At 43.8% G+C, this 23345-nt stretch carries 17 protein-coding genes; 10 read left to right on the plus strand and 7 right to left on the minus strand.

Features of this window, described 5'->3' with window-relative positions; translation table 11 throughout:
- The first annotated feature begins 214 nt into the window (after positions 1-214).
- The 5 genes from LDO51_RS09855 (at position 215) to deoD (ending at position 6275) form a co-directional block, all read left to right on the plus strand.
- Positions 215-1510, plus strand: coding sequence for a NupC/NupG family nucleoside CNT transporter (locus LDO51_RS09855; protein ID WP_225574410.1), 1296 nt, complete (start codon positions 215-217; stop codon positions 1508-1510).
- 458 nt (positions 1511-1968) lie between these two features.
- Complete coding sequence (gene deoC / locus LDO51_RS09860; protein ID WP_225574411.1) at positions 1969-2748, plus strand: deoxyribose-phosphate aldolase; 780 nt, start codon at positions 1969-1971, stop codon at positions 2746-2748.
- Between the two features lie 100 nt (positions 2749-2848).
- Positions 2849-4171: a thymidine phosphorylase gene (deoA, locus tag LDO51_RS09865; RefSeq protein ID WP_225574412.1), complete on the plus strand. Its 1323-nt coding sequence runs from the start codon at positions 2849-2851 to the stop codon at positions 4169-4171.
- Positions 4172-4251: 80 nt separating this feature from the next.
- Positions 4252-5475, plus strand: coding sequence for a phosphopentomutase (deoB, locus tag LDO51_RS09870; RefSeq protein WP_225574414.1), 1224 nt, complete (start codon positions 4252-4254; stop codon positions 5473-5475).
- An 83-nt stretch (positions 5476-5558) separates the two neighbouring features.
- Entirely contained in the window at positions 5559-6275 is a 717-nt protein-coding gene (deoD, locus tag LDO51_RS09875; protein ID WP_006657106.1) for a purine-nucleoside phosphorylase, read from the plus strand.
- Between the two features lie 71 nt (positions 6276-6346).
- On the opposite strand, the gene LDO51_RS09880 is transcribed toward deoD, so the two are convergent.
- Positions 6347-6847: a GNAT family N-acetyltransferase gene (locus LDO51_RS09880; protein WP_225574415.1), complete on the minus strand. Its 501-nt coding sequence runs from the start codon at positions 6845-6847 to the stop codon at positions 6347-6349.
- A gap of 208 nt (positions 6848-7055) precedes the next feature.
- On the opposite strand from LDO51_RS09880, the gene LDO51_RS09885 reads away from it, so the two are divergent.
- Entirely contained in the window at positions 7056-7838 is a 783-nt protein-coding gene (locus LDO51_RS09885) for a hypothetical protein (RefSeq protein WP_225574416.1), read from the plus strand.
- Between the two features lie 109 nt (positions 7839-7947).
- Positions 7948-9504, plus strand: coding sequence for a hypothetical protein (locus LDO51_RS09890; protein ID WP_225574417.1), 1557 nt, complete (start codon positions 7948-7950; stop codon positions 9502-9504).
- Positions 9505-9578: 74 nt separating this feature from the next.
- On the opposite strand, the gene LDO51_RS09895 is transcribed toward LDO51_RS09890, so the two are convergent.
- From LDO51_RS09895 to LDO51_RS09915, 5 genes are all read right to left on the minus strand, one after another.
- A complete protein-coding gene (locus LDO51_RS09895) occupies positions 9579-12368 on the minus strand; it encodes a M16 family metallopeptidase (RefSeq protein WP_225574418.1) in 2790 nt (929 codons plus the stop codon).
- Positions 12358-14064 (minus strand): ABC transporter ATP-binding protein/permease, encoded by a 1707-nt coding sequence (locus LDO51_RS09900; protein ID WP_225574419.1) that lies wholly within the window; start codon positions 14062-14064, stop codon positions 12358-12360. The genes LDO51_RS09895 and LDO51_RS09900 overlap by 11 nt, the downstream gene beginning before the upstream one ends.
- A 47-nt stretch (positions 14065-14111) precedes the next feature.
- Entirely contained in the window at positions 14112-16886 is a 2775-nt protein-coding gene (locus LDO51_RS09905; protein WP_225574421.1) for a secretin and TonB N-terminal domain-containing protein, read from the minus strand.
- A 117-nt stretch (positions 16887-17003) separates the two neighbouring features.
- On the minus strand, positions 17004-18005 hold the full coding sequence (locus LDO51_RS09910; RefSeq protein WP_225574422.1) for a FecR family protein: 1002 nt from the start codon (positions 18003-18005) through the stop codon (positions 17004-17006).
- Positions 18005-18541, minus strand: a complete 537-nt coding sequence (locus LDO51_RS09915; RefSeq protein WP_225574424.1) for an RNA polymerase sigma factor — start codon at positions 18539-18541, stop codon at positions 18005-18007. The genes LDO51_RS09910 and LDO51_RS09915 overlap by 1 nt, the downstream gene beginning before the upstream one ends.
- A gap of 165 nt (positions 18542-18706) precedes the next feature.
- On the opposite strand from LDO51_RS09915, the gene LDO51_RS09920 reads away from it, so the two are divergent.
- Entirely contained in the window at positions 18707-19489 is a 783-nt protein-coding gene (locus tag LDO51_RS09920; protein ID WP_225574425.1) for an energy transducer TonB, read from the plus strand.
- 13 nt (positions 19490-19502) lie between these two features.
- On the opposite strand, the gene LDO51_RS09925 is transcribed toward LDO51_RS09920, so the two are convergent.
- Positions 19503-20264: an AhpA/YtjB family protein gene (locus tag LDO51_RS09925; protein ID WP_225574426.1), complete on the minus strand. Its 762-nt coding sequence runs from the start codon at positions 20262-20264 to the stop codon at positions 19503-19505.
- Between the two features lie 142 nt (positions 20265-20406).
- On the opposite strand from LDO51_RS09925, the gene serB reads away from it, so the two are divergent.
- Both serB and radA read left to right on the plus strand, forming a co-directional pair.
- Entirely contained in the window at positions 20407-21384 is a 978-nt protein-coding gene (serB, locus tag LDO51_RS09930) for a phosphoserine phosphatase (RefSeq protein WP_225574427.1), read from the plus strand.
- 344 nt (positions 21385-21728) lie between these two features.
- Complete coding sequence (gene radA, locus LDO51_RS09935; RefSeq protein ID WP_036950249.1) at positions 21729-23111, plus strand: DNA repair protein RadA; 1383 nt, start codon at positions 21729-21731, stop codon at positions 23109-23111.
- The last annotated feature ends 234 nt before the right edge of the window (positions 23112-23345 follow it).

Consider the following 23345-nt stretch of genomic DNA (forward strand, 5'->3'; position numbering starts at 1 on the left):
CGACTATCGTATTAGTGTCTTTCCAGACTAAACTGACCTCATATTGTGATCTTCATCACAATGTTTGAATTTATGTTACTTATTGCACTTTGGATTTGTGATGAATGTTGCGGGTAATTTATGATGACTGGTTATAATCATCAAACTAAGATTCGTGGAATCTTGCGAGTTTCTTTATACATTAACCTAGAATTAAGTGAACAGGGATACTTCCATGCAACTCATTTTGAGTATTGTTGGGATGGCGGTGCTTATTGCGATAGCCGTTCTCTTCTCCAGCAATCGTCGCGCAATTAGACTTCGTACAGTCGGCGGTGCTTTTTTAATCCAAGTCGCTATCGGCGCATTCGTTCTATACTCCCCTGCGGGACGTAGCGTTTTACAAGGTATATCTGACGGTGTTTCTAAAGTTATCGGTTACGGTCAAGACGGAATGAGCTTCATTTTCGGTGGCCTAGTTTCCGACAAAATGTTCGAATTATTTGGTGGTGGCGGCTTTATCTTTGCTTTCCGTGTATTGCCTATCATCGTATTCTTCTCATCTTTGATTGCAGTCCTGTATTATCTCGGCATCATGCAACTGGTCATCAAAATTCTAGGTGGTGGTCTGCAAAAAGTACTGGGAACTTCAAGAACCGAATCACTGTCTGCAACCGCGAATATTTTCGTGGGTCAAACTGAAGCGCCTCTGGTCGTTCGCCCCTATATTTCTACTATGACTAACTCTGAACTATTTGCCATCATGTGTGGTGGTTTAGCGTCTGTAGCGGGTTCAGTATTAGCGGGTTATGCGCAAATGGGTGTTCCAATGGAATATCTGATTGCAGCATCCTTCATGGCGGCACCGGGTGGATTACTCTTTGCTAAGTTAATGGTTCCTGAAACTGAAGTTGTTAAAGATGATGTGGATGCTAAAGATTTAGTGGCTGAAGCAGATCGCCCAGCCAACATCATTGATGCAGCTGCATCGGGTGCAGCATCCGGTATGCAACTGGCCCTGAACGTGGGTGCAATGTTACTGGCATTCATCGCATTAATCGCCTTAATTAATGGTATTTTAGGTGGTGTGGGTGGCTGGTTTAACTATCCACAATTATCCCTCGAATTATTACTAGGTTGGTTATTTGCTCCAATTGCATACTTAATTGGTGTGCCATGGAGCGAAGCAACAATTGCGGGTTCTTTCATCGGGCAAAAAGTGGTCGTGAACGAATTCGTTGCTTTTATGAACTTTGGTGAATATATGAAAGCGGATGCGGAAGTGATTGCGGCGGGCAAACAAGTTCTGTCTGATCATACTAAAGCAATTATTTCCTTCGCACTGTGCGGTTTCGCGAACTTATCTTCTGTGGCAATTTTGCTGGGCGGCTTAGGTGGAATGGCACCAAATCGCCGTAGTGATGTGGCTCGTTTAGGTATGAAAGCGGTTATGGCCGGTACACTCTCTAACTTAATGAGTGCAACAATTGCTGGCTTCTTCTTAACATTAGCCGCAATGACCGCAATGTAATCCCCCTGTTTGCAGCGGAAAGGCGATTTGTCTTTCCGCTGTCATTTTCTTCTGCGATATTCTTTTTCTGGTTTTTATCGTAACTCTTACTTTTTCAACTATTCTTAACGTAATCAATTTAAGACGAGAAGGCCTCAGCCTGTATAATGGCTGATAAAGAGTAAGTAATTATTCATGAAATTGTGATATTGTTCACGAATATATATTTAATAATGTAACGTTCAGTCGATAAATGTGATTTGTAGCGCATAAAATACCCCGGTTACGTGGTCAAATAGGTAACAGTAAGTTGCCACGGAACTGATAGTTCATAGAGTCAACTGGCTCTAGGGCATCGTGCGGTGAGATGGATCTCAGCTGCTGAGTTTGGAAAACCTAACTAGCATCTTTATGGAACAAGCCCGCTCGCCAACAAAGAACGTATCGTTCTGAAAGAATTAACATCGTTGGAGAGTTATATGACTGATTTAAAAGCAGCAGCGCAACGCGCACTGACCCTGATGGATTTAACCACGTTAAATGATGACGACACTGACGCAAAAGTGATCGCCTTATGTCAGCAGGCAAAAAGCCCAGCAGGTCACACCGCTGCTATCTGTATTTATCCTCGTTTTATTCCTATTGCACGTAAAACCTTACGTGAACAAGGAACACCAGATATCCGCATTGCGACCGTCACCAACTTCCCACATGGTAATGATGATATTGAGATTGCTTTAGCTGAAACTAAAGCTGCCATTGCTTATGGTGCGGATGAAGTTGACGTTGTATTCCCATACCGTGCACTGATGGCTGGCAATGAAAAAATAGGTTTCGATTTAGTGAAAGCATGTAAAGATGCTTGCGCAGCCGCAAATGTATTACTGAAAGTGATCATTGAAACTGGCGAACTAAAAGATGCCGCATTAATCCGTAAAGCGTCTGAAATTTCAATCAATGCAGGTGCTGATTTTATTAAGACATCTACAGGTAAAGTGCCTGTGAATGCCACTTTAGAAAGCGCAGAAATCATGATGCAAGTCATTCATGATATGGGCGTTGCGAAAAGTGTTGGTTTCAAACCTGCTGGCGGAGTTCGTACCGCTGAAGAAGCAGCACAATATTTAGCCTTAGCAAGCAAAATCTTAGGCGATAACTGGGCTGATGCTCGCCATTTCCGTTTTGGTGCATCTAGCTTATTAGCGAATTTATTAAATACGCTAGGATTTGACGTTAAAAAATCCTCCAGCAGCTATTAATAATCGCAATTATTAGTGACATCAGGCTGTTGCTCAATCTGACTGAGCAACAGCCGTGACTATTTAGCCGAAGAATTCGATGTGAATTAAGGAGCCTATTGTGTTTCTCGCTCAAGAAATTATTCGTAAAAAACGTGACGGCAAACCATTAAGCGAAGAAGAAATTCGCTTCTTCATCAATGGGGTACGTGATAATACTGTTTCTGAAGGTCAAATTGCAGCCCTTGCAATGACCATCTATTTCAATGATATGACAACCCCTGAACGTGTCGCACTAACGCTAGCGATGCGTGATTCAGGTTCCGTATTAAATTGGAAATCACTGAATCTTAATGGCCCACTCGTAGATAAACACTCCACGGGCGGTGTGGGGGATGTGACTTCACTCATGTTGGGACCTATGGTTGCTGCATGCGGCGGGTATGTTCCGATGATCTCCGGCCGCGGCTTAGGTCACACTGGTGGAACCCTTGATAAGCTCGAAGCTATCCCTGGGTTTGATATTTTCCCTGACGATGAGCGTTTTCGCGACATTATCAAAAATGTAGGCGTGGCAATTATTGGTCAAACTAACTCTTTAGCCCCTGCTGATAAGCGTTTCTATGCGACTCGTGATATCACAGCGACCGTGGATTCTATTCCGCTTATCACCGCGTCTATCTTAGGTAAAAAGTTAGCCGAAGGGTTAGATGCGTTAGTGATGGACGTTAAAGTGGGTTCTGGTGCATTTATGCCAACCTACGAAAAATCAGAACAACTGGCTGAATCTATCGTGCAAGTCGCCAATGGCGCAGGTTGTAATACCACCGCGTTATTAACTGACATGAATGAAGTGCTGGCATCCAGTGCTGGTAACGCAGTGGAAGTGCGCGAAGCTGTGCAATTCTTGACGGGTGAATACCGTAACCCACGTTTGTTTGAAGTCACCATGGCGCTGTGTGTGGAAATGTTAGTTTCCGGTAAATTGGCGTCGGATCGTGACGATGCGCGTCAGAAATTACAAGCGGTACTGGATAACGGCAAAGCGGCGGAAGTGTTTGGTCGTATGGTTGCGGCACAAAAAGGACCGAAAGATTTTGTTGAAAATTACAGCAAATATCTGCCAACTGCCGTCCTCAGCAAGGCGGTTTACGCACCACAAGCGGGCATTATCACACAAATGGACACACGAGCACTGGGTATGTCTGTGGTAACGTTAGGGGGTGGTCGTCGTAAAGCTTCTGATCCTATCGATTACAGCGTTGGCTTAAGTGATATCGTAGCATTAGGTAGCAAAGTTGATACCCAAACCCCACTTGCGATCATTCATGCCAATAGCGAAAAATCATGGGAAGATGCAGCGAAAGAAGTTCGCGCTGCTATGATTATTGGGGATAAAGCCCCAGAAGCGACACCAATGGTCTATCGTCAAATTAGTGAATAAACCGATACCCGCATCTTTCATTGAAGGGTGCGAGTTAGATGACGCGATGAACAGATAAGCTGTATCGCAGGAGAATAAATATGAAACGCACATTTATCATGGTACTGGATTCCTTCGGGATCGGCGCTGCAGGTGATGCCCACAAATTCGGTGACGAAGGTTCGAACACTCTAGGTCACATCGCAGACGCTTGTGCTCGTGGGGAAGCAGACAAAGGCCGTAAAGGTCCATTACACCTGCCTAACTTAACGAAATTAGGTTTAGGAAAAGCAGGGGAAGAATCAAGCGGAAAATTCCCTGCGGGTCTGGATCCAAATGCAGAAATTATCGGTGCATATGGTTACGCGAGCGAGTTATCTTCAGGTAAAGATACACCGTCGGGTCACTGGGAAATTGCGGGCGTTCCTGTGCTGTTCGATTGGGGCTATTTCGAAAAACACGAAAACAGTTTCCCACAAGAATTGCTGGATACGCTGGTAGAAAAAGCCAATTTACCGGGTTATTTAGGTAACTGCCATTCATCGGGTACGGTTATTCTGGACCAACTGGGTGAAGAGCACATGAAAACTGGCAAGCCAATTTTCTATACCTCTGCGGACTCTGTATTCCAAATCGCGTGCCATGAAGAGACTTACGGCTTAGATAAGCTGTATGAGCTGTGTGAAATTGCCCGTGAAGAGTTAACTAAAGGTGGTTACAACATCGGTCGTGTCATTGCGCGTCCATTTGTTGGTGACAAAGCAGGTAGCTTTGAGCGTACGGGTAACCGCCATGACTTAGCGGTTGAGCCACCAGCACCAACGGTACTGCAAAAATTAGTGGAAGAAAAACAAGGTGAAGTGGTGTCTATCGGTAAAATTGCCGATATCTACGCTCATGTTGGTATCACCAAAAAAATCAAAGCAACAGGTATCAATGCGTTGTTTGATGCAACCTTAGAAGAGATGAAAATCGCGGGTGACGACACTATCGTTTTCACTAACTTCGTGGATTTTGACTCTGCATACGGTCACCGTCGTGATGTTGCCGGTTATGCTGCTGCATTAGAGCTATTTGATAGCCGCTTACCTGAAATGCTGAAACTGGTTAAAGAAGATGACATTCTTATCTTAACCGCTGACCATGGCTGTGACCCTACTTGGCCGGGTACAGACCACACTCGTGAACATATCCCAGTGTTGGTGTACGGACCAAAAGTTAAACCGGGTTCTTTAGGTCACCGTGAAACATTCGCAGATATTGGGCAGACGGTCGCGAATTATTTTGATTTATCACCAATGGAATACGGTAAGCCGATGCTTTAAGCTTGCAGCAGGGTGATTTAAAAATAAGGCAGGAAACTGCCTTATTTATTGTGCACAATTTTAACGATTAAAAGGGAATACGAATGGCTACTCCACATATTAATGCAGAAATGGGTGATTTCGCTGACGTCGTACTGATGCCGGGTGACCCACTGCGCGCGAAGTACATTGCAGAAACTTTCCTTCAAGATGTTCGCCAAGTGAATAACGTACGCGGTATGTTAGGTTTCACAGGGACTTATAAAGGTCGTAAAATTTCCGTTATGGGCCATGGTATGGGTATTCCTTCCTGCTCCATCTATGCAAAAGAGCTGATCACTGATTTTGGCGTTAAAACGCTGATCCGTGTTGGTTCATGTGGCGCAGTCATGGATGACGTGAAACTGCGTGACGTGGTTATCGGTATGGGCGCATGTACAGACTCTAAAGTGAACCGTCAGCGCTTCAAAGACCATGATTTTGCAGCAATTGCAGATTATGACTTAGTGCATAACGCGGTTGAAGCTGCTAAAGCGCGTAACGTAAATGTTCGTGTTGGTAACCTGTTCTCTGCGGATCTGTTCTATTCTCCAGACCCAGACATGTTTAAAGTGATGGAAAAATACGGCATCCTCGGTGTGGAAATGGAAGCCGCAGGTATCTACGGTGTTGCTGCTGAGTTTGGTGCTCGCGCACTGACTATCTGTACCGTTTCTGACCACATCAAAACTGGCGAGCAAACAACGTCAGAAGAGCGTCAAACCACGTTCAATGAAATGATTGAAATCGCACTGGATTCGGTTCTGTTAGGCGATAAATAATTGTTAATTAGCGCTCTAATCTGAATATAAAAATGCCACTTTCGAGTGGCATTTTTGATTTATAAATCTGCTTAAATTTTCGATTTAATTCGACTCATCACAATCGCATCCACATACACACCATCACGAAAAGCGTAATCACGCAAAACCCCCTCTTGCTTGAAGCCAAATTTTTCATATAGACCGAAACCGCTACCATTAGAGGCAAAGACTTCTAATTCAATGCGGTGAACATTCAGCCAATTGTCACAGTAATCCACCATAACTTGCATTAATTTTGAACCAATTCCTTTGCCTTGATAAGCCTGGCTCACAGTAATACCGAAACTTGCCACATGTCGGCGACGTATTTGTGCTGGTTGATGCACGACAAGTAGCCCCACCACGGCATTATCAAGTGTGGCGACAAATTGAGTCACTAGCGGATCATTGACTCCTAGTCGAGCTTCCCATGTTTTCTCTGTGGGATAAGGCAGTTGCAAAGTGTTGGCATAAGCGGAGTAATCAGCATGCATTTGTGTGATAGCGTGGACATCGTCCAAAGTGGCTCTACGTATTATTACGTTGTTCACAAAAATTTCCTTTTATTATCGTTTTTTAGAAGAATATTAATCACATTAAAAGCAATGTATGTCAACGAAGTAAATGGCTTATTTCCATGGATTAATATGGGGAATATAAATTTTAATATTGAAAACATATAAATGGCGATATTTGATATCGTAGATAAATTGAAGGATATATTATTATTTTTATTTTATTTAAATTAAGGAAGCGAGTATGTCATTTATTAGAAATGGTTCAATTAGCAATAAAAATAATATATTCCTAAATAAGGGCGTAAATCATGATGTTCAGCACAAATCTGGATTCAAAAGTACATTGAACTCAACGATTGGATGCTTTATTTCATCTGTTCAAAATAAGCTTGATTCAGTCAATGAAATGGTATTGCGAAAAAAAGTGATTAGAAGCTACCATTCAGTCATTGAATCTATTGAAATTAAATCAAATAATAATGATATTTCAAAGAAATCACTAAGAAAAATAGAGCGTAAAATTACGGAAATTAACAAGAATAATTCGTTCCTAGAGAGTGTGGATATTAAAAAAACGATTAAAGCTAAAACGAAAAGTGCTAATGAACCTGTGCGTGAAAAAATTGCTATGATGCTTGATCGTAAGTTTGGGATTGATATTTATCATAGTGAAGAAAAAGCATCTTCTATGGTAAAACCCGAAAGCGATTTTATTGATTCGCAAGTTTCAAATAGAAATGTAAATTCAGATGTAAACGATATTGCATTTTTAAACTCAGTAAAAAATCACCAAATGATACCAGTGGAAAAGAAAGATAATAAAATTAATAAAGATAGCTATATCCTTTCAAAGATAGAAGAAGTTGATGTGGAAGAAGATAATGAAAATAACTTATTAAGCTTTAAAAAAGATATCGAGAAAACAATTGAAGCACTTTCTAAGTTAAAAATAAAATTTAAAACCAGAAGGAATGAATTGAGTTTACGTGATGCTTATAAAGTTAATAAAAATTCATTCAATTAAATTTTTAATACAATAATATAACTATTCTCAAAAGAGCTTATTTCTTAGTTAATGTTAAGAATAAGCTCTTTTTTTAAAACTAAACTAGTTTATACAAAAAGGAATGTATATGAAACTTTTTCAAAATCAATCTAAAACTGCTGCGTTAATTGATGGTTCATTGAATGATATGGTAATCGCAATAACTAAAAATCCAAAGGTTTTCGAAGGGAAAAGCGATATCATCATCGATAAAATTAAAGCAGCCAAAAACAATGGTGGAGATGGCTGGACAGAAATAAATAATGCATGGAGCATTGTTGCAAGCGAGGGTGCGAAAAGAAAAATTGATAAGTATTTTAATAAAGCCTTAAAGGTTGTGAATGGCACGGAAAATGAATATTTAAAAGCGAGTGTAAAATCGGAAGCGAAAAGCGAAAGTTCATCGGATAAACTTACTGCAGCCTCTCCTTCAGGTGAGAAAAAAGTAAAGTCAAGCCCTGTACTGGAAAAAATTGAGAGCAAGTTTACTCAGTTTAAATCAGATGTGAAATCAGAAATAAAAAGTAAATTGGATTTAATTAGGATAAAAGAAATCAATCAACCAAAAGAGAGTCAAGAGCTCAAGGAAGTTTTTTACAACAGTTTTGAAGAGTTAACAGATAACTTAAAAATCGGGGAAAGGCTTTCAGAAAAAAACTTGAGCTATATAAATGTATTAATTAGCTATATTAGAACGAGAAAAGCCATTGATGGAAATGATCAGGTAAGAACGGAATTGGAGAATTTTTTCATCGGTATTATTGGAAAATTGGACAATGATTCTGATAAAAAAACGGTTCTTAACCTTTTTCAAGAACAACGATTTTTATCAATCTATAAATCCTATTATCGGACAATGTCTTACTCTATCTTGTCTCTGCTTGAGAAACATCATTACCCGAAGGAAATTACCGCAGAAATCAAAAAGCAGATTATGGCCTATTCAAATGAAAACTTAGATAAACTTAAATCAAATAAGGCCGATTACATGGAGTCAGTGAAAAATATCAAAGATATAAAAAGTGGTGCTGGATTTGATGCCTTTAACTCGATTGATAGTATAAAAAAAATTACGCTAATTAAAAAAGTTCTTTCCGATAATGAATTTACAGGTGAGAAAGGCGAATGTTTAACTACATTGAGTCATAATGTAAAAGATGGGCGTATTATTGAATTTATCAAAGAGAAAATGAATTCGGATATTGAATCATTACAGTCTGAATATGATGCCAAGCGCGACAAAGAAAAAAGCCTATATGATAATTATATTAAAGAGAAAAATGAGGTTGTAGATACGAGCATTAATAGAATTCAATCAATGTTAATAATGAAATCAATCCCTAAAAGTATTGTGGATTCTGTGATTGACTCGATTCATAAAAAAAGAAGTGGCTCAAAGATAGATGTTTTTTCCTCTAGACTTGATTTAATTATTAACATTCTACAGTGTAAGAGAATCAAGGTTAATAAAATTGCTAACGATATTGAACATTATCTGAATCTTTCAACGGATAAATTAATATCAGAGGTTGAAATAGCAAAATCTAAGAAATCATCATTTAAAGAGCGCTTTTATTCATTATTTAATGACTTAAATAATCGGATACTAAATTTTATTTATAATGTAAGACATGTATTTAAATAAGGGTATGGTTAATGTGAAACAAAAACCAACCGCTTGATAAATTAAGCGGTTGGCTTCTTACGATACTATAACGGCTATGGCGTCATCATAAATATTTTTTGATTTTGCCCTAAGTATTTACCCGCTAACTGATTTATCTGTGGGAGTGTTAAGGACTCAATCACCGCACGTTCTTGCGTGAGGCGTTGATATTGCCCATCATCAGCTGCGATTTGTGCGAGTGCTTCAGTCCAATAGCTTGAGCTATCCGTGACTTGTGCATTTTCAGTGAGCCAAATATTTTTGGCTTCCGTTAACTCTTTTTCCGTTACACCCGTTTGGCGCAGCTGGGCAACAGTATTGTGTGCCAACGTCACCATTTCTGACGCACGTTCTGGCGCGGTGGTGAAATTTAAGCGTCCGGTGTAATACGGTTGTGGTTTCTTCGCTAACATTTGCGAGAAGCTAAGGGCATAAATGCCGCTGGCTTTTTCACGCAATTCGCTACGCAGGCGCTGGCTAACAATGGTATCAATCAATTGTAGAGCCAGCTGATCTTGCTGAGACCACTGGGCTGGCGCGGCAAATTGAATGCTGATCATACTCTTATCGCTGCTACTGATCGGATATTGCTGATTAAAGCTGGCCATCTTCGGCATGATCCCTTGGTTGCGCCATGCCAGTTTGCCATCATGGGCAGGTAGTGTTGCGACCCATTGCTCCAATAGTGGTTTCAGTTCGCGGGCATTCATCGCACCAGTGATAACCAATGTCATATCTGACGTGGAAGTGAGTAATTGGCGGTTGGCTTGTTGAAGCTGCTGAGCGGTAAATGTCTTCCAAGCGCCTTCAGGGGAGATCACTAACAGCTCGCCATGTTGGTAACTTTGCTGATTAATATGGTCGAGGAAGGTGCGCTCTACAGGCATTTTCGATAAGTTCAGTGCGAAAGCCTGCTTTTGCTGCTCGAGTTTCTCTCCGCTAAACTGCGGCGCGGTCAGCTTTAAATTCAGTAGCTGCAACGCGGTTTCGAGATTATCAACGGGAGTTTTACCTCGATAACCGTGGTTGAGTAGCTCGCTATAAGGGCGAACGCTAACCTGATTTTGTTTGGCTAATAACGCCAAATCACGGGCACTGTAATTGCCATAACCGCTGCTTTCTGGCAGCTTCATTGCCCAGTCGGTTAAGCCTGCAGTTTGCAGGGTTTCAAGGGAACGACCACCCGGCAGCTGTAAGTTAAACTGAATATCATCTTTGAGATTTTTATCCGTTTTAACAATCACTTTAATGCCATTGCTGAGTGTCCACTGCTCTGTTTTTTCAATAGGCAGTGACGCTTGTTCGGTAATTGTGCCTTTTGCTACGACGGGTAACTTCAGGCTAATGGCTTGAGAACGCAGCGTGAACGGACCCGGTTGTGTTTGGCGAATTCGTTGCCACTGTTCATTGAAGGTTTGTTTGTTCACCGCCTTTTCATCGGTATCAGGGCCAATCAGCGCTAAGCGTGGGGATGCGACCTGTAAAAGGCTAGCCACATGACGCTGTAAATCTTGAGGCTGGATATTTTTAGTTAATTGGTAGCTATTATCCAACTGCTGGCGTTTGTTCCACATCGGCATTTCATATTCGAGTGCGGTGGTCAGTTGCCCAGCTAAGTATTCATTACTATAACGCTGCTCGGAACCGGCTTGTTGGCTCAGTTTCTTCAACATGCCTTGCTTGGCGCTATCCAGCTCTTGTTGAGTCACAGGTTCGGTCGCAAGGCGTTGTAGTTCAGTAAACAGAATTGCGGTCGCGCCTGTATAATCATTACCTTTCGGGTGGATGATCATCAGCTGCTGAAGGCGTTGGTTATCTAGCATTGCTCCTTGTTCATTAATACTAATGGACGGCAAAATGCCATTATCGACCATCACGGAAAAACGTTGATTCAAGATGGTCAACCATAAATTATCCATCAGATCGTCGGTTTGACCTTGGCGAGTATTCAGCGGTGCGGAGACATTTTTTTGCAGTGAAAACTGCACGTAGCGGGCACCTTGTTCTTTATCAAATACCCCTTGAACAAGCATATTGTTGGAATCGGCAAAGCGCTTCCATTCTGGAGAATCTTGGGCAATTTTTTCCGGCTTTGGTAACGCAAACAACGTTTTTACTTCATCACGTACTGTTGATGTGCTGAAGTCCCCAATAATCAATAAGCTCATGCGCTGAGGCTGATACCACGTTTTGTAGTAGGCCTTGGCTTGCTCAATAGGGGCTTGGCGAACCACATCAAGGGAGCCAATAGGGTTACGCTCTGCGTAGCGGCTACCGTGGTAACGCAATTTTTCGAGGCTGTCATTAATGCGGTAGCCCATGCCTTGACGCAAGCGCCACTCTTCAATAATGACGGGGCGCTCTTTTTCAAATGCCTCGGTATCGAAGGTCATATTTGCTGCCCAATCCGCCATGACCTGTAACCCTGTGCTGACTTGCGCTGGCGTGGCATTTGGCAGTGACAATTTATATAAGGTGCTGTTGAGACTGGTGATCGCATTGACGTGACTACCGAGTTTAAGCCCTTGCTGTTCTAATTGCTTAAAGCCTGTGGTGCCGGGGAAATGTTGGGTACCTTTAAACGCCATATGTTCAGTAAAATGGGCTAAACCGAGTTGCTGTTCGGTTTCTTGCAATGAACCCGCATTGATCAATAAGCGCAGCTCGACCCCTGGTTGATTGCGCTGAAGCAGATAAACTTGCAGCCCATTATCGAGTTGATAATGTTGCAGATCTTGGCGTACTGGCAGCAATGTTTGCTCGCCAGATTGTCGAGGTGCGCCGTTAACACAGCCTCCTAAAAGAGCCGCAATGACGGCGACCAAGGTAATTTTACGAAGCATATTCTGGGGCTCCTGTCATCAATGGGGTATTTTGCGTTGTTTCAGATAAACGCAGATGCTTATCAGCTAATGGGTCAATAAAGCTTTGATGGCTAACCAAAACGATGCTGCTGGCGGGGAGTTGGGCTTTTAGCATATTTAGCAAAGCCAGCGCACTCGGTTCATCTAGGGCAGAGGTCATTTCATCCAATAGCATTAACTTAGGTTGATTTAGAAGCAGTCGCGCAAACATGATCCGCTGCTGTTCACCGCCAGAAAGTCGGTTATGCCAATCGGTTTCTAAAGCCAGTTGTGAATGAAGTTTTTCTAATCCAACAAGGGTCAGCGCATATTTCAGATCCGAAGCCGCAAATTGGCTGGCATCTTGTGGGTAAGCCAATAAGTTATCTAAACGGCTTATTGGTAAATAAAGCCGCTGCGGGATCCACATTACGTTATTTGTACGTGTAATCTCACCATCAAAGAATGGCCAATGACCGCTTAATGTGCGCAGTAGCGTGGATTTACCAATACCGGAACGACCGGAGATCAACATCAGCTCACCGCTTTTGAGGTTAAGCTCAATGGCGCTCAGTAATGGGCGATGATCTGCCGTAAACAGGCTCAAATTTGCCGTTAATGGTAGGCTATCTTCGTTGATAGTGGCTTCTGGGGTTTTATCGTTTTCCAATAACACCACGAAGTTGTACAGACGCGTGACGGTAGCTTGCCATGCCGCAATCTCTTTATAGGCAAAAATAAACCAGCCCAATGAAGTCGCTACACTGGTGAACGCTTGGCGCAGCTGCATTAATCCACCCAGCATAATCTCACCGGCTAAAAATTTAGGTAATGCGAGTAACACAGGGGCGAGGGCGGTCACTTGCTGATAGCCGACGGTATAAAACGATAAATTACGTTCGCAGCGAATTAACTGGTTCCAGTTACGGATAATTTCACTAAAGCGGGTCATCAGCTCTTTACGATCTTGTTGCTCACCCCGTTGTCCTGCGATGGCATCCCCATGTTGGCGGCAATTGATTAACGAGCTACGGTAATCCGCTTCACGGCGCTGTTTATCCATATGCAGGCGGCGCAGTGGGAAACCAATGAGCTGGGTTAGCGCGATCCCGATGATGGTGTAAATAATACAGGCCCAGAACATATAGCCCGGAATGGTCCAATCGCTGTCGGCGAAGCTTAATGAAAGGCTGCCTGAAAGCGTCCACAAAATCGCGGCAAAGGAAATTAATGTCAGCATTGAATGCAAGAAAGTGACGAGCAGATTCAGTGTGGATTCAATCAGTAAGCGAATATCTTCTGCAATACGTTGATCTGGGTTATCGGGCTCTTGGGAGACGAGCCTCAGCATATAGTGTTTACTGTTGCTGGAAAGCCAGCGACCGAGCACTTGCTCGGTCATGCCTTTACGCCAACGGATAATCAGCATCTGCTTGAGGTAGGTGCCCATCACCACCACAAAAATCAGCCCGCTGACGAGAATCACAAAGTATTGCAGCAGCCCATACAGTGCTTGCCCGTCCAGCTTTTGCAGGGCGTTATAGAAATCCCCGTTCCACATGTTCATTTTGACATTGAACCAGACGGAAGAGAGGGTTAGCCCTAATGAGGCAAACAGCAGTACCCAGCATACAAGGGCAGCACGCTGCCCCCAAAAAGGTTTAACTAAATAGAAAAATTGTTTAATGGTCTTCATGACACTATTTCTTGGTTATGGTGTTTGACATTGCTCACGGCTATTACTTAGAGATCGTAATTCACTTGCAGCCAGAACTGACGACCCGGATCATAAGATTTGATCGTACGGTCATTGAACATAAAGCGGTCTGCAATATTTTTATTATTCAATACGTTATTCACTTCAACCGAGAATCCAAAGCCATAAGCAAAGTCAGGTTTCCAGCCTAGGCGAGTATCCCAGGTGTATTTGCTCGCGAAGTTTTGCTTGGTGTATTTGCGTAACTGACCATATTCAGGGTCGGTGTAGTAAGCGTTGTCATAGCGAACCGCTTGGTCACGAGAACCCCACCATTGCAGGCGGTTGTACCATGTGACGTCATACTCATCCCAAACACTGGTCATCTCTAGGTTAAGCTTAATCGGCGAGTTAAAGCTGGTGGATGGCAGTTTTGATGAATCAATCACTTTACCGTCGTACCACACTTTGTTGAGGTTAACTTTGTTACCCGGATCGAATGAGTTATAGCCAGAGTCTTTTGGTGTATTACTTTCGCTTTGTTGCCACGTGAACGAGGCGGTCATCACATGGGATGCCTCTGCCCATTCCCAAGGTTGGCTATTATTGACGGATAATGTCACGGTATCGTGAGAGCTGCGCCCACCATTATCGTACATACGGATGCTGCGTTTATCTTCATCGCGGCTGTTGTATTTGGTGCGGGTGCGCACTTCGTCATAGCCTTCACGGTGAACATACTGTAAGCGCCACGTGGTCGATAAGATTTCTTGTTGCAGTGCGAGGGTGAGCTCATCGTTATAAGGGGTTTTAAGAGAATCGATCCCTTCGTAGTCTTTTTTGTTGTCCCATTCATTATTTTCAGGGATCAGCGAACATGGCTCGAAATATCCTGCACAGGTTTGCATGCCACCATTTTGTGCCCCATACAGAGCATAGGTCAGCATTGAACGACCGTAATAGCGGTTTGCACCGGCAATTAACAGCGTTTTCTTATCGCCAAATAAGTCATAGGTACCTGAAAGGCGAGGGGCAACGTTGGTGCGATTAACAAAGTCATCGCGATCAAGACGAACGCCAGGACGTAAGGTTAATTTTCCATATTGAATATTGTCATCAAGGAAGATGGCGTAATTGGTGTAATCCGCGGAGTAACTGCCTTTTTTAAAGCGGCTGATATTCGTTAAGCTCCCAGAGTAGTCATCACCCATCAGATTTCCAGAATAGGTATATTGGAAATAATCATGGTCACGGACATAAGTCCCTTTGGTGTAATTGACTTCAGCTCCTGCGGTTGGCTGGTGAGTTAACCCTAAGCTATCTTCTTGCGGATTAAAACGCATTACGGTTTTCAGGCTATGGGTATTTTGTTTCGACTCTAAATCCCCTAGTCCTCCACTATTACGTTCCGTGGTGCCTTTGTAGTTAAAGTCTTCATCAAATTCAAATGCGCGAACCATTAACGAATATTTTTGATCATTCTTACGATCATCTTTCAAACTTTGTGTATTGGCGGTCGCTTCAAATTGGCCTAAATCGAATTGATGTTTGAAGACAGCGGTAAAACCTAACCCATCATGGGTTGAATCATAGCCGGAATTGCTGATTGATGAAGAAAATAAGCGGCTATCATAAGAGGCGTAATTGGCTGATAAATCTAATGAGCTCTTCTCTGATAAATTCATCGAATACTTCAAAAAATAGTTATCGGAGGTACGGCGCTGATTTTTTTTACCCGAGTCTGAGTAGATAGGCTCAATTGTATTATTCTCTAAAACAAAGGCTTCGCCACCCGTCACCGTCATCGGAATCGTCGAACTACGGCGAGATGCTGAGAACACCACACCTGAATTTTCCGTCACGCCCAATTCAAACCAGCCACCAAAATCATTTTTATCGTAGCGATTCTGGAAGCGAGCTGGGTTAGCGGTATCGTTCTTGGTGGTATCGATAGATTGAGTCGAATCGTGGAACAGATTATTCCAGCCAGAACGGGTTAAGCGATAATAGGCATGGGCGCTATTTTCACCTTGCCAACGGCGGCTGTTTACCTCAACGGTTCCTCCTGTAAAGCCACCGAATTCCACTGGGATGTTGTTATCATAAACGGCCATGCTATCAATCAAGCGGCTGTCGATGTAAATCCCTTGGTCGCTGCTGCTCAGTCGTGTGGCGGTTTCGCCTAAGCCACTGTCGGCAGGGTCAAAGTCATTGTTGAAGCTCACGCCATCAAGGCGATAGGCGTTCTGGTAGCTACTGGAACCATGAATAGAAATACGTGAAGGCTTAATTTCCCCTTGGTTCATGGAGTTGCTATCGTTATTCGCAAACTGCACCGCAGGGTTGGTTTTCATTAAGTCGGTAATATTGCCATCACCAGTGTTTTTTTGGCTAATCTCTTCTGAGGTGACATATTGCGGCGCAGATATGACGTCCATGGCCGGGTGATTTTGTACTACGCCCGACACTTGAGTTTCAGGGAGAACTAACGTGCCTTGGTTTACGTTTTGAGGACGAATAACCAACATGCCGTTTTCGTTAACCAGCTCTAACCCGCTACCAATAAGAATTTTTTGTAATGCGGTTTGTGGGGTATAGCTGCCAGAAAGGGCGGGAGCGCGTAGCCCATTGAGCTGGCTTTTGTCATACAGGAGCGAAACCTGACCTTGGCGACTGATTTGATCAATCGCACTTGCCAATCCTTGTTCTGGTAATGAGAAAGTGATTTCTTGGGCGATAGCAGATTGGCTGACTAAGGCACTGGTGACCGCCAGTGACAGCGCAATCGGCTTGAACCGACCGAGTGTGAATTGAATTGCCATGGATATCCCTTATTCTTAAGCTGCACGAAAAATATGCTAAAAAGTAATCAATAAAATAAAGCTACTTAAGAAGAGGGTGAAATGAGAATTATCCTCACCTGCAAATAAAAATATTTTTTATTTATTTTTTTTGTTTTGGATAATCAGTAGGTTATTTTTATCCTGATACACGACTTGCACAGGAAGGAGGGAGGGAAGCGCCTGAAAAAAGGCATCTGGCTGTTGAAGGTTAATGCGCCCTGATATTTTCCGGTTAGCTAAATTGCTCGGAGAGAGTTCAACTTGAAAGTCTGAATAGGTTTTTAATTCAGACAGGACTTCACCAAGGGGTTTATCCACAAAGCTGAGTTCGCCAAAGCGCCATCTTGCTACCTCTTGCGGGGGGACAGAATTGAGCGCGATTTTACCATTGATGCTCGGGCTTAGCGCACCTTGTCCGGCAAGCAGTAATACGGTTTTTTGAGCGTTGAGACTTTGAAAGCTGACAATGCCTTGGCTGACATTGACCGCCACCTGCTCGCCTTTTTTATTCACTTCAAATTCTGTACCGACTACCTGAACTTGTCGCTGATCGACATTGATAACAAACGGGCGATAAGGGTTGGATTTTACTTTAAAGTAAGCAGAACCTTGGTCTAAATAGAGCTGGCGGATTGGCGTTTCATAAGCAACTCGAATGCGGGTATCGCGATTAAGAAACAGCTGAGAGCCATCTGACAACGTCACCTCTTTGGTGGAGTCAGTGGAAACCAACGTCATGTTATTGAGCAACATGGAGGGAAGCTGGCTGTAAGGTAAAAACAAGACTACGGCAATAAAGCAGGCGGCAACGAGATGGCCGAGAGGCTTCCAAAACGATGAAAATCCGAGTTTTGAAGCGGCCGGTTTAATAGGTGCAGGACGCGGAACTTTTTCAATATCTTGCCAAATCCCCGCGATTGCCTCATAGGCATCGCCATGGGCTTTTGAAGCACGTAACCAGGTTTTAAATTCTTGAGATTGTTGGTCACTGAGCTGCTGGCTATGCACACGGGTAAACCACAGCGCCGCGTCTTCGTCGATGCGTTGTTGCTCGACTGACGAGGTATTTTCTGGTTGCTGGGTTTGGTTCTTTGCCATTACGGATGATTGCTCTGATCGTCTAGATATTTTTTACAATGCACTAATGCCGCTGCAATATGTTTTTCCACCATACTGATCGAAATTTCCATACGCTCTGCAATTTCACTTTGCGATAACCCATCAAAGCGATACAGCAAAAAGGCTTCTCTGCGCCGTGGAGGCAAAAGATCAATCGCCTCGCCAAGCCGCGCAATCCGCTGTTGGTGCTCTAAAATTTCGCTAGGGTCGGCGGTGGTTTGCTCAAAACTTTGTTCATGCATCACTTCATCAATCGAGGTATGGGACTGGCTCTGTTGATGATTCCGTCGCCAATGGTCAATTAACACATTGCTAGCGATTTTAAACAGATAAGCACGGTTCTCCTTCACAGGATCCTGTGCTTTACGGTTTAGCCATAGTGTAAACACATCCTGTGATAAATCATCCGCATCGTTACTATTACCTAGTCGACTGCGGAAAAATCGCACAAGCTGACCGTAGGTTGATTGATATGCGCCGCTGATTTTGCGAGCAAGGGATTTATCGATAGTCATTCTCTGGTGTCAAAAGTGAAAATAGTTTAATAAATAGCTCAAATTGACTTTATAAATTAAATCAATACCTTGTAGTTACTATTGTTATTTTATTAATAATAATGAATATCATTTTGATTTGCATTATGCCTATAATCTGCGAAAAATAAAGATGTGAGGCAAAATATGAACAGCAGTATGGGGCAGCTGGGAAGCCCAATTTTTCGTCCTCTGGGCGGTTTATGTGGAAGTCTTGTTTTCCATGGAATACTGGCAATGATTTTTATTGGGTGGTTTACATCAAACCTACCAAAAACCGGGGTTTTACCACCCGCAATCTCTTTACAATTAGGGCTTTATCAACTGGAACAGCAGCAGGAGCCTGAAGTTAACAATGCGCCTAAACAGCAGATGGCAACACGAGAAGAAATTGAGCCTGAAGTCGTTGAAAAAGCAGAAAAGTTACCACAAACGCCGTTAGTTGATAATGGAACATTGACGCGCGTCACCGAGAAAAAACGCCCGCCAAAGAAAAAGCCAGTTCAAGAGAAAAAAGTGGTGGAAGAAGCCCCGGTTTCTACTCAAGAATCGGAAGTGACTTCGGTGCCAACCTCTGGTAGTGCTTCTAATAGCAGCGCGAATTTTGCCAGCAGTGCCGCTGCACCCGTTAGTGGTCATCATGGGTGGGAAAGTGAAGTTCATCAACGGTTAGCGAAAGCAAAGCGATACCCACGCGCAGCTTTGCGTTTTCGTTCAACAGGCGTTTCTCAAGTCAAAATTATTGTGGATAACCAAGGCCAGTTAGTGAGTGCCAGCTTGATTAACTCGTCAGGTACCAAGCTCCTTGATAAAGAAGCGTTAGCGACTATCCAACGAGCTGCACCGTTTCCGATGCCACCCGAGACTTTGTTAGCCAACGGAAAAGTGGAGCTTATTGCGCCGATTGTGTTTGATACGACGTCAATCTAGACAGAACTGATTGTTACTGCTTTTCTGTCAATTTGCGTGCCACCCGTCTTGGTCGATGTGGGCTCGGATCTTTTCGGCGTTTGGCGCGTGGTGATTTTAAGGGGCTACGCGTATTTTTAGCCCCTTGTGACCCACTGTTCTGTACTTCCGGTTTATCTTCATTCTCTTCCGTATTTTCGTCAGGTTCGACTATCAATTGCTGCTGACCTTTCTTTTTCTTCAGACGCATTAGAGTATTTGCCAAAATAAAGCCAATACATAAAGATAATAAAATAAATATGCGCATGATATTGGCGGTGTTATCGGCTTGCTGAAGATCGGTGGTCAGTGACTCTGTATCGATAGTTAGGCGTAAATACCCTTTGGGTTCTTGTGCACCCGGCACGGTTACCACTAACTGATAATGAAAATTTTGTAGCTCTGACTTTCCATCAAGAGAAAGCCGTTCCTTAACACTGGCGGGCTCCCCGGCTTGGGTGATTAATACGCCAGCCGCCGTATACAAACTGGCATCCAAAATATAGTGATCTTTAGCTAGATGATTTAAATTGGCATTAATTCGTTCTAAATTAAAATCTTTGCTGCCGGGAACCACATAATCAGATAAGCTGAATGCCACTTGCTCAGCTAATACTTGAGTTAATTGCTTAAATTGTTCCAGCCGGCTTTGGCTTTGGCTATATCCCAAGTATGAAACCCCGTGCATTAAGAAGGTTACCAATGCAACGCAAACAACGATAATAACGGTTTTGTGCAGCCTAAATGGGAGTTTCATAGGAATCATCGTGCTCTTTGTCTGTTTTATCGCAATTAGCAAAGTTATGAAGCGCTAACTTGCTGGAAAATTTAAGTATAGTAATTTTATACAGGGTATACATTATAAAAAAAAGTTGTATCCACTACAGGAGCTAATTTTCATGTCAACGAGTTTGACCTATTGTTATCTGCCCGATGAAATTCAAAAATGGCCGGGATTACCGCTTTCATTGAGTGGTGAAGAAGTGATGCCATTAGATTATCGTGCAGGGGATACTGGGTGGTTGTTATATGGTCGCGGCTTAGATAAAGCGCGTATCAGTGATTTCCAGCAGCGTTTAGGGTTAGCGATTGTGATTGTTTCCTCTTGGCGCATTGATGATTACCAAGTTGTCCGCATCGCGGGCAGCATTACCCCTCGTATCAAAAAGCTTGCAGATGAAAGCAAATTGGATGTGGTGCCACTTGGTAAAATTCCACGTTTACGATCCCCGGGGATCTTACTCATGGACATGGACTCTACCGCGATCCAAATAGAATGTATCGATGAAATTGCCCGTCTGGCAGGGGTTGGTGATCAAGTCTCTGAAGTGACCGAGCGCGCCATGCAAGGGGAGCTCGATTTCACGGAAAGTCTACGTGCTCGTGTGGCACTGCTCGAAGGCGCTGACGCAGCTATTCTCGATCAAGTGCTTGAAACCCTACCATTAATGCCGGGGTTAACCAGTTTAGTTCGTAAGTTACAAGCGATGGACTGGCATATTGCTATCGCCTCCGGTGGATTTACGTTCTTTGCCGATAACCTACGTCAGCGATTAAAGCTGGTCGCGGCAGTTGCCAACCACCTAGAAGTTAAAAATGGCAAACTGACAGGCAAAGTCAAAGGGGCGATTGTCGATGCAAAATACAAAGCACAAACCCTCGTTAAACTGGCAGAAAAACTGAATATCCCAATAGAGCAAACTGTCGCCATTGGTGACGGGGCAAACGACCTAAAAATGCTCAGAAAAGCAGGGCTGGGGATAGCGTACCACGCCAAACCAAAAGTGTTTGCAAGGGCGAAAGTGGGGATTAAGCATGCGGATCTGATGGGAGTTCTATGCGTCCTTAGCGGGGGGCTCAAGCACGAGGAGCGCTAGTTTTCGTCATATTTCGGGTTGTAGGGGTGTTGGCTTCTTTCGGCTACTCGGGTCACATACTTGTGTATGCTCCCCGAGATATCCTCACTTGCCGCCTGCCTACAACGCCGAACTATTTAGAAAATTTCGTCATATTTCGGGTTGTAGGGGTGTTGGCTTCTTTCGGTTACTCGGGTCACATAATTGTGTATGCTCCTAGGAATATCCTCAATTGCCGCCTACCTACAACGCCGAACTATTTAGAAAATTGATGGAAGTTAAAACCAAAGAATTGAAAAAAGCAAAAAATTAAAGATTTAAAAATAAAGCGTTAAACATTTTTATTGGGTGATTAAGGAGTGGCTGTGGCGAAAGGTGCGAAAAGGGCATTTGTGTGTAATGAGTGTGGGGCGGATTATCCGCGCTGGCAGGGGCAGTGTAGTGCCTGTAATGCATGGAATACCATTACGGAAGTGCGTTTGGCATCGACGACTGCGGCGCGTACGGATAGGCTGACGGGCTATGCGGGGAATGCGGCGGGAGTCAGTAAAGTTCAAAAACTCTCTGAGATTAGCCTCGAAGAACTACCACGCTTTACCACCGGATTTAAAGAATTTGACCGCGTGCTCGGTGGTGGGGTTGTGCCAGGCAGTGCCATCTTGATTGGGGGAAACCCTGGAGCGGGTAAAAGTACCTTACTACTGCAAACTATGTGCCTGTTATCGCGGGAGATGAAAACTCTGTATGTCACGGGGGAAGAATCCTTGCAGCAAGTCGCCATGCGCGCTCACCGATTAGGGCTACCTACCGACTCACTCAATATGCTGTCGGAAACCAGTATCGAACAAATCTGCCTGACCGCAGAGCAAGAGCAACCTAAGCTGATGGTCATCGACTCCATCCAAGTGATGCACATGGCGGATATTCAATCTTCGCCGGGCAGTGTGGCGCAAGTGCGTGAAACCGCGGCCTATCTGACTCGCTTTGCGAAAACTCGCGGCGTGGCGATTATTATGGTGGGTCACGTCACCAAAGATGGCTCTCTGGCAGGGCCAAAAGTTCTTGAACACTGTATCGACTGCTCCATTATGCTCGATGGTGATGCCGACAACCGCTTTCGTACCCTACGCAGCCACAAAAACCGCTTTGGTGCCGTCAACGAGCTGGGTGTATTTGCCATGACGGAACAAGGTTTAAAAGAAGTCAGCAACCCGTCCGCCATCTTCTTAAGTCGTGGAGATGAAATTACCTCGGGCAGTTCTGTGATGGTGGTATGGGAAGGCACGCGACCATTGCTGGTGGAGATCCAAGCACTTGTCGACCATTCTATGATGTCCAATCCCCGTCGTGTGGCGGTGGGGCTAGAGCAAAACCGTTTAGCGATTTTGCTGGCGGTACTGCATCGCCATGGCGGATTGCAAATGTCTGACCAAGACGTATTTGTGAACGTAGTCGGTGGGGTAAAAGTGACTGAAACCAGTGCTGACCTCGCGCTGCTATTATCGTTAGTTTCAAGTTTTCGTGATCGCCCATTACCTCGTGACCTTGTGGTTTTCGGTGAAGTGGGGCTGGCAGGAGAAATTCGCCCAGTCCCAAGCGGGCAAGAACGTATTTCCGAAGCCGCAAAACATGGATTTAAACGCGCCATCGTCCCTCATGCCAATATGCCGAAAAAATTACCGGCCGATATGAAAGTGTATGGGGTGAAGAAGTTGGCGGATGCATTAAGTATTCTCGATGAGTTCTAAATTATCGTCATGCTCCGCGCTGTCGCGTTGTTGCTTGCGTTTGCTAACCCTAGTCACATACTTTATGTATGCTCCTAGGGATTAGCGCCACTTAGCGCCTAGCGACAACACGGATCATTTAGATAATTATGGGATAGAAAGAAGGTTCATGCTCTGCACTGTCGCGTTGTTGCTTGCGTTTGCGACAGCACGGAGCATTTAGAGAATGATGAGATAGCGAGAGAAAAGATTCTC

Source organism: Providencia alcalifaciens (assembly GCF_020271745.1).
GTDB classification, from domain to species: domain Bacteria; phylum Pseudomonadota; class Gammaproteobacteria; order Enterobacterales; family Enterobacteriaceae; genus Providencia; species Providencia alcalifaciens_B.

What these genes read in the sequence shown, in the direction of transcription:
- LDO51_RS09855 (WP_225574410.1), top strand. Translation starts at nt 215, where the DNA reads ATGCAACTCATTTTGAGTATTGTTGGGATGGCGGTGCTTATTGCGATA.
- deoC (WP_225574411.1), top strand. Translation starts at nt 1,969, where the DNA reads ATGACTGATTTAAAAGCAGCAGCGCAACGCGCACTGACCCTGATGGAT.
- deoB (WP_225574414.1), top strand. Translation starts at nt 4,252, where the DNA reads ATGAAACGCACATTTATCATGGTACTGGATTCCTTCGGGATCGGCGCT.
- deoD (WP_006657106.1), top strand. Translation starts at nt 5,559, where the DNA reads ATGGCTACTCCACATATTAATGCAGAAATGGGTGATTTCGCTGACGTC.
- LDO51_RS09885 (WP_225574416.1), top strand. Translation starts at nt 7,056, where the DNA reads ATGTCATTTATTAGAAATGGTTCAATTAGCAATAAAAATAATATATTC.
- LDO51_RS09890 (WP_225574417.1), top strand. Translation starts at nt 7,948, where the DNA reads ATGAAACTTTTTCAAAATCAATCTAAAACTGCTGCGTTAATTGATGGT.
- LDO51_RS09895 (WP_225574418.1), bottom strand. Translation starts at nt 12,368, where the DNA reads ATGCTTCGTAAAATTACCTTGGTCGCCGTCATTGCGGCTCTTTTAGGA.
- LDO51_RS09900 (WP_225574419.1), bottom strand. Translation starts at nt 14,064, where the DNA reads ATGAAGACCATTAAACAATTTTTCTATTTAGTTAAACCTTTTTGGGGG.
- LDO51_RS09905 (WP_225574421.1), bottom strand. Translation starts at nt 16,886, where the DNA reads ATGGCAATTCAATTCACACTCGGTCGGTTCAAGCCGATTGCGCTGTCA.
- LDO51_RS09910 (WP_225574422.1), bottom strand. Translation starts at nt 18,005, where the DNA reads ATGGCAAAGAACCAAACCCAGCAACCAGAAAATACCTCGTCAGTCGAG.
- LDO51_RS09915 (WP_225574424.1), bottom strand. Translation starts at nt 18,541, where the DNA reads ATGACTATCGATAAATCCCTTGCTCGCAAAATCAGCGGCGCATATCAA.
- LDO51_RS09920 (WP_225574425.1), top strand. Translation starts at nt 18,707, where the DNA reads ATGAACAGCAGTATGGGGCAGCTGGGAAGCCCAATTTTTCGTCCTCTG.
- LDO51_RS09925 (WP_225574426.1), bottom strand. Translation starts at nt 20,264, where the DNA reads ATGAAACTCCCATTTAGGCTGCACAAAACCGTTATTATCGTTGTTTGC.
- serB (WP_225574427.1), top strand. Translation starts at nt 20,407, where the DNA reads ATGTCAACGAGTTTGACCTATTGTTATCTGCCCGATGAAATTCAAAAA.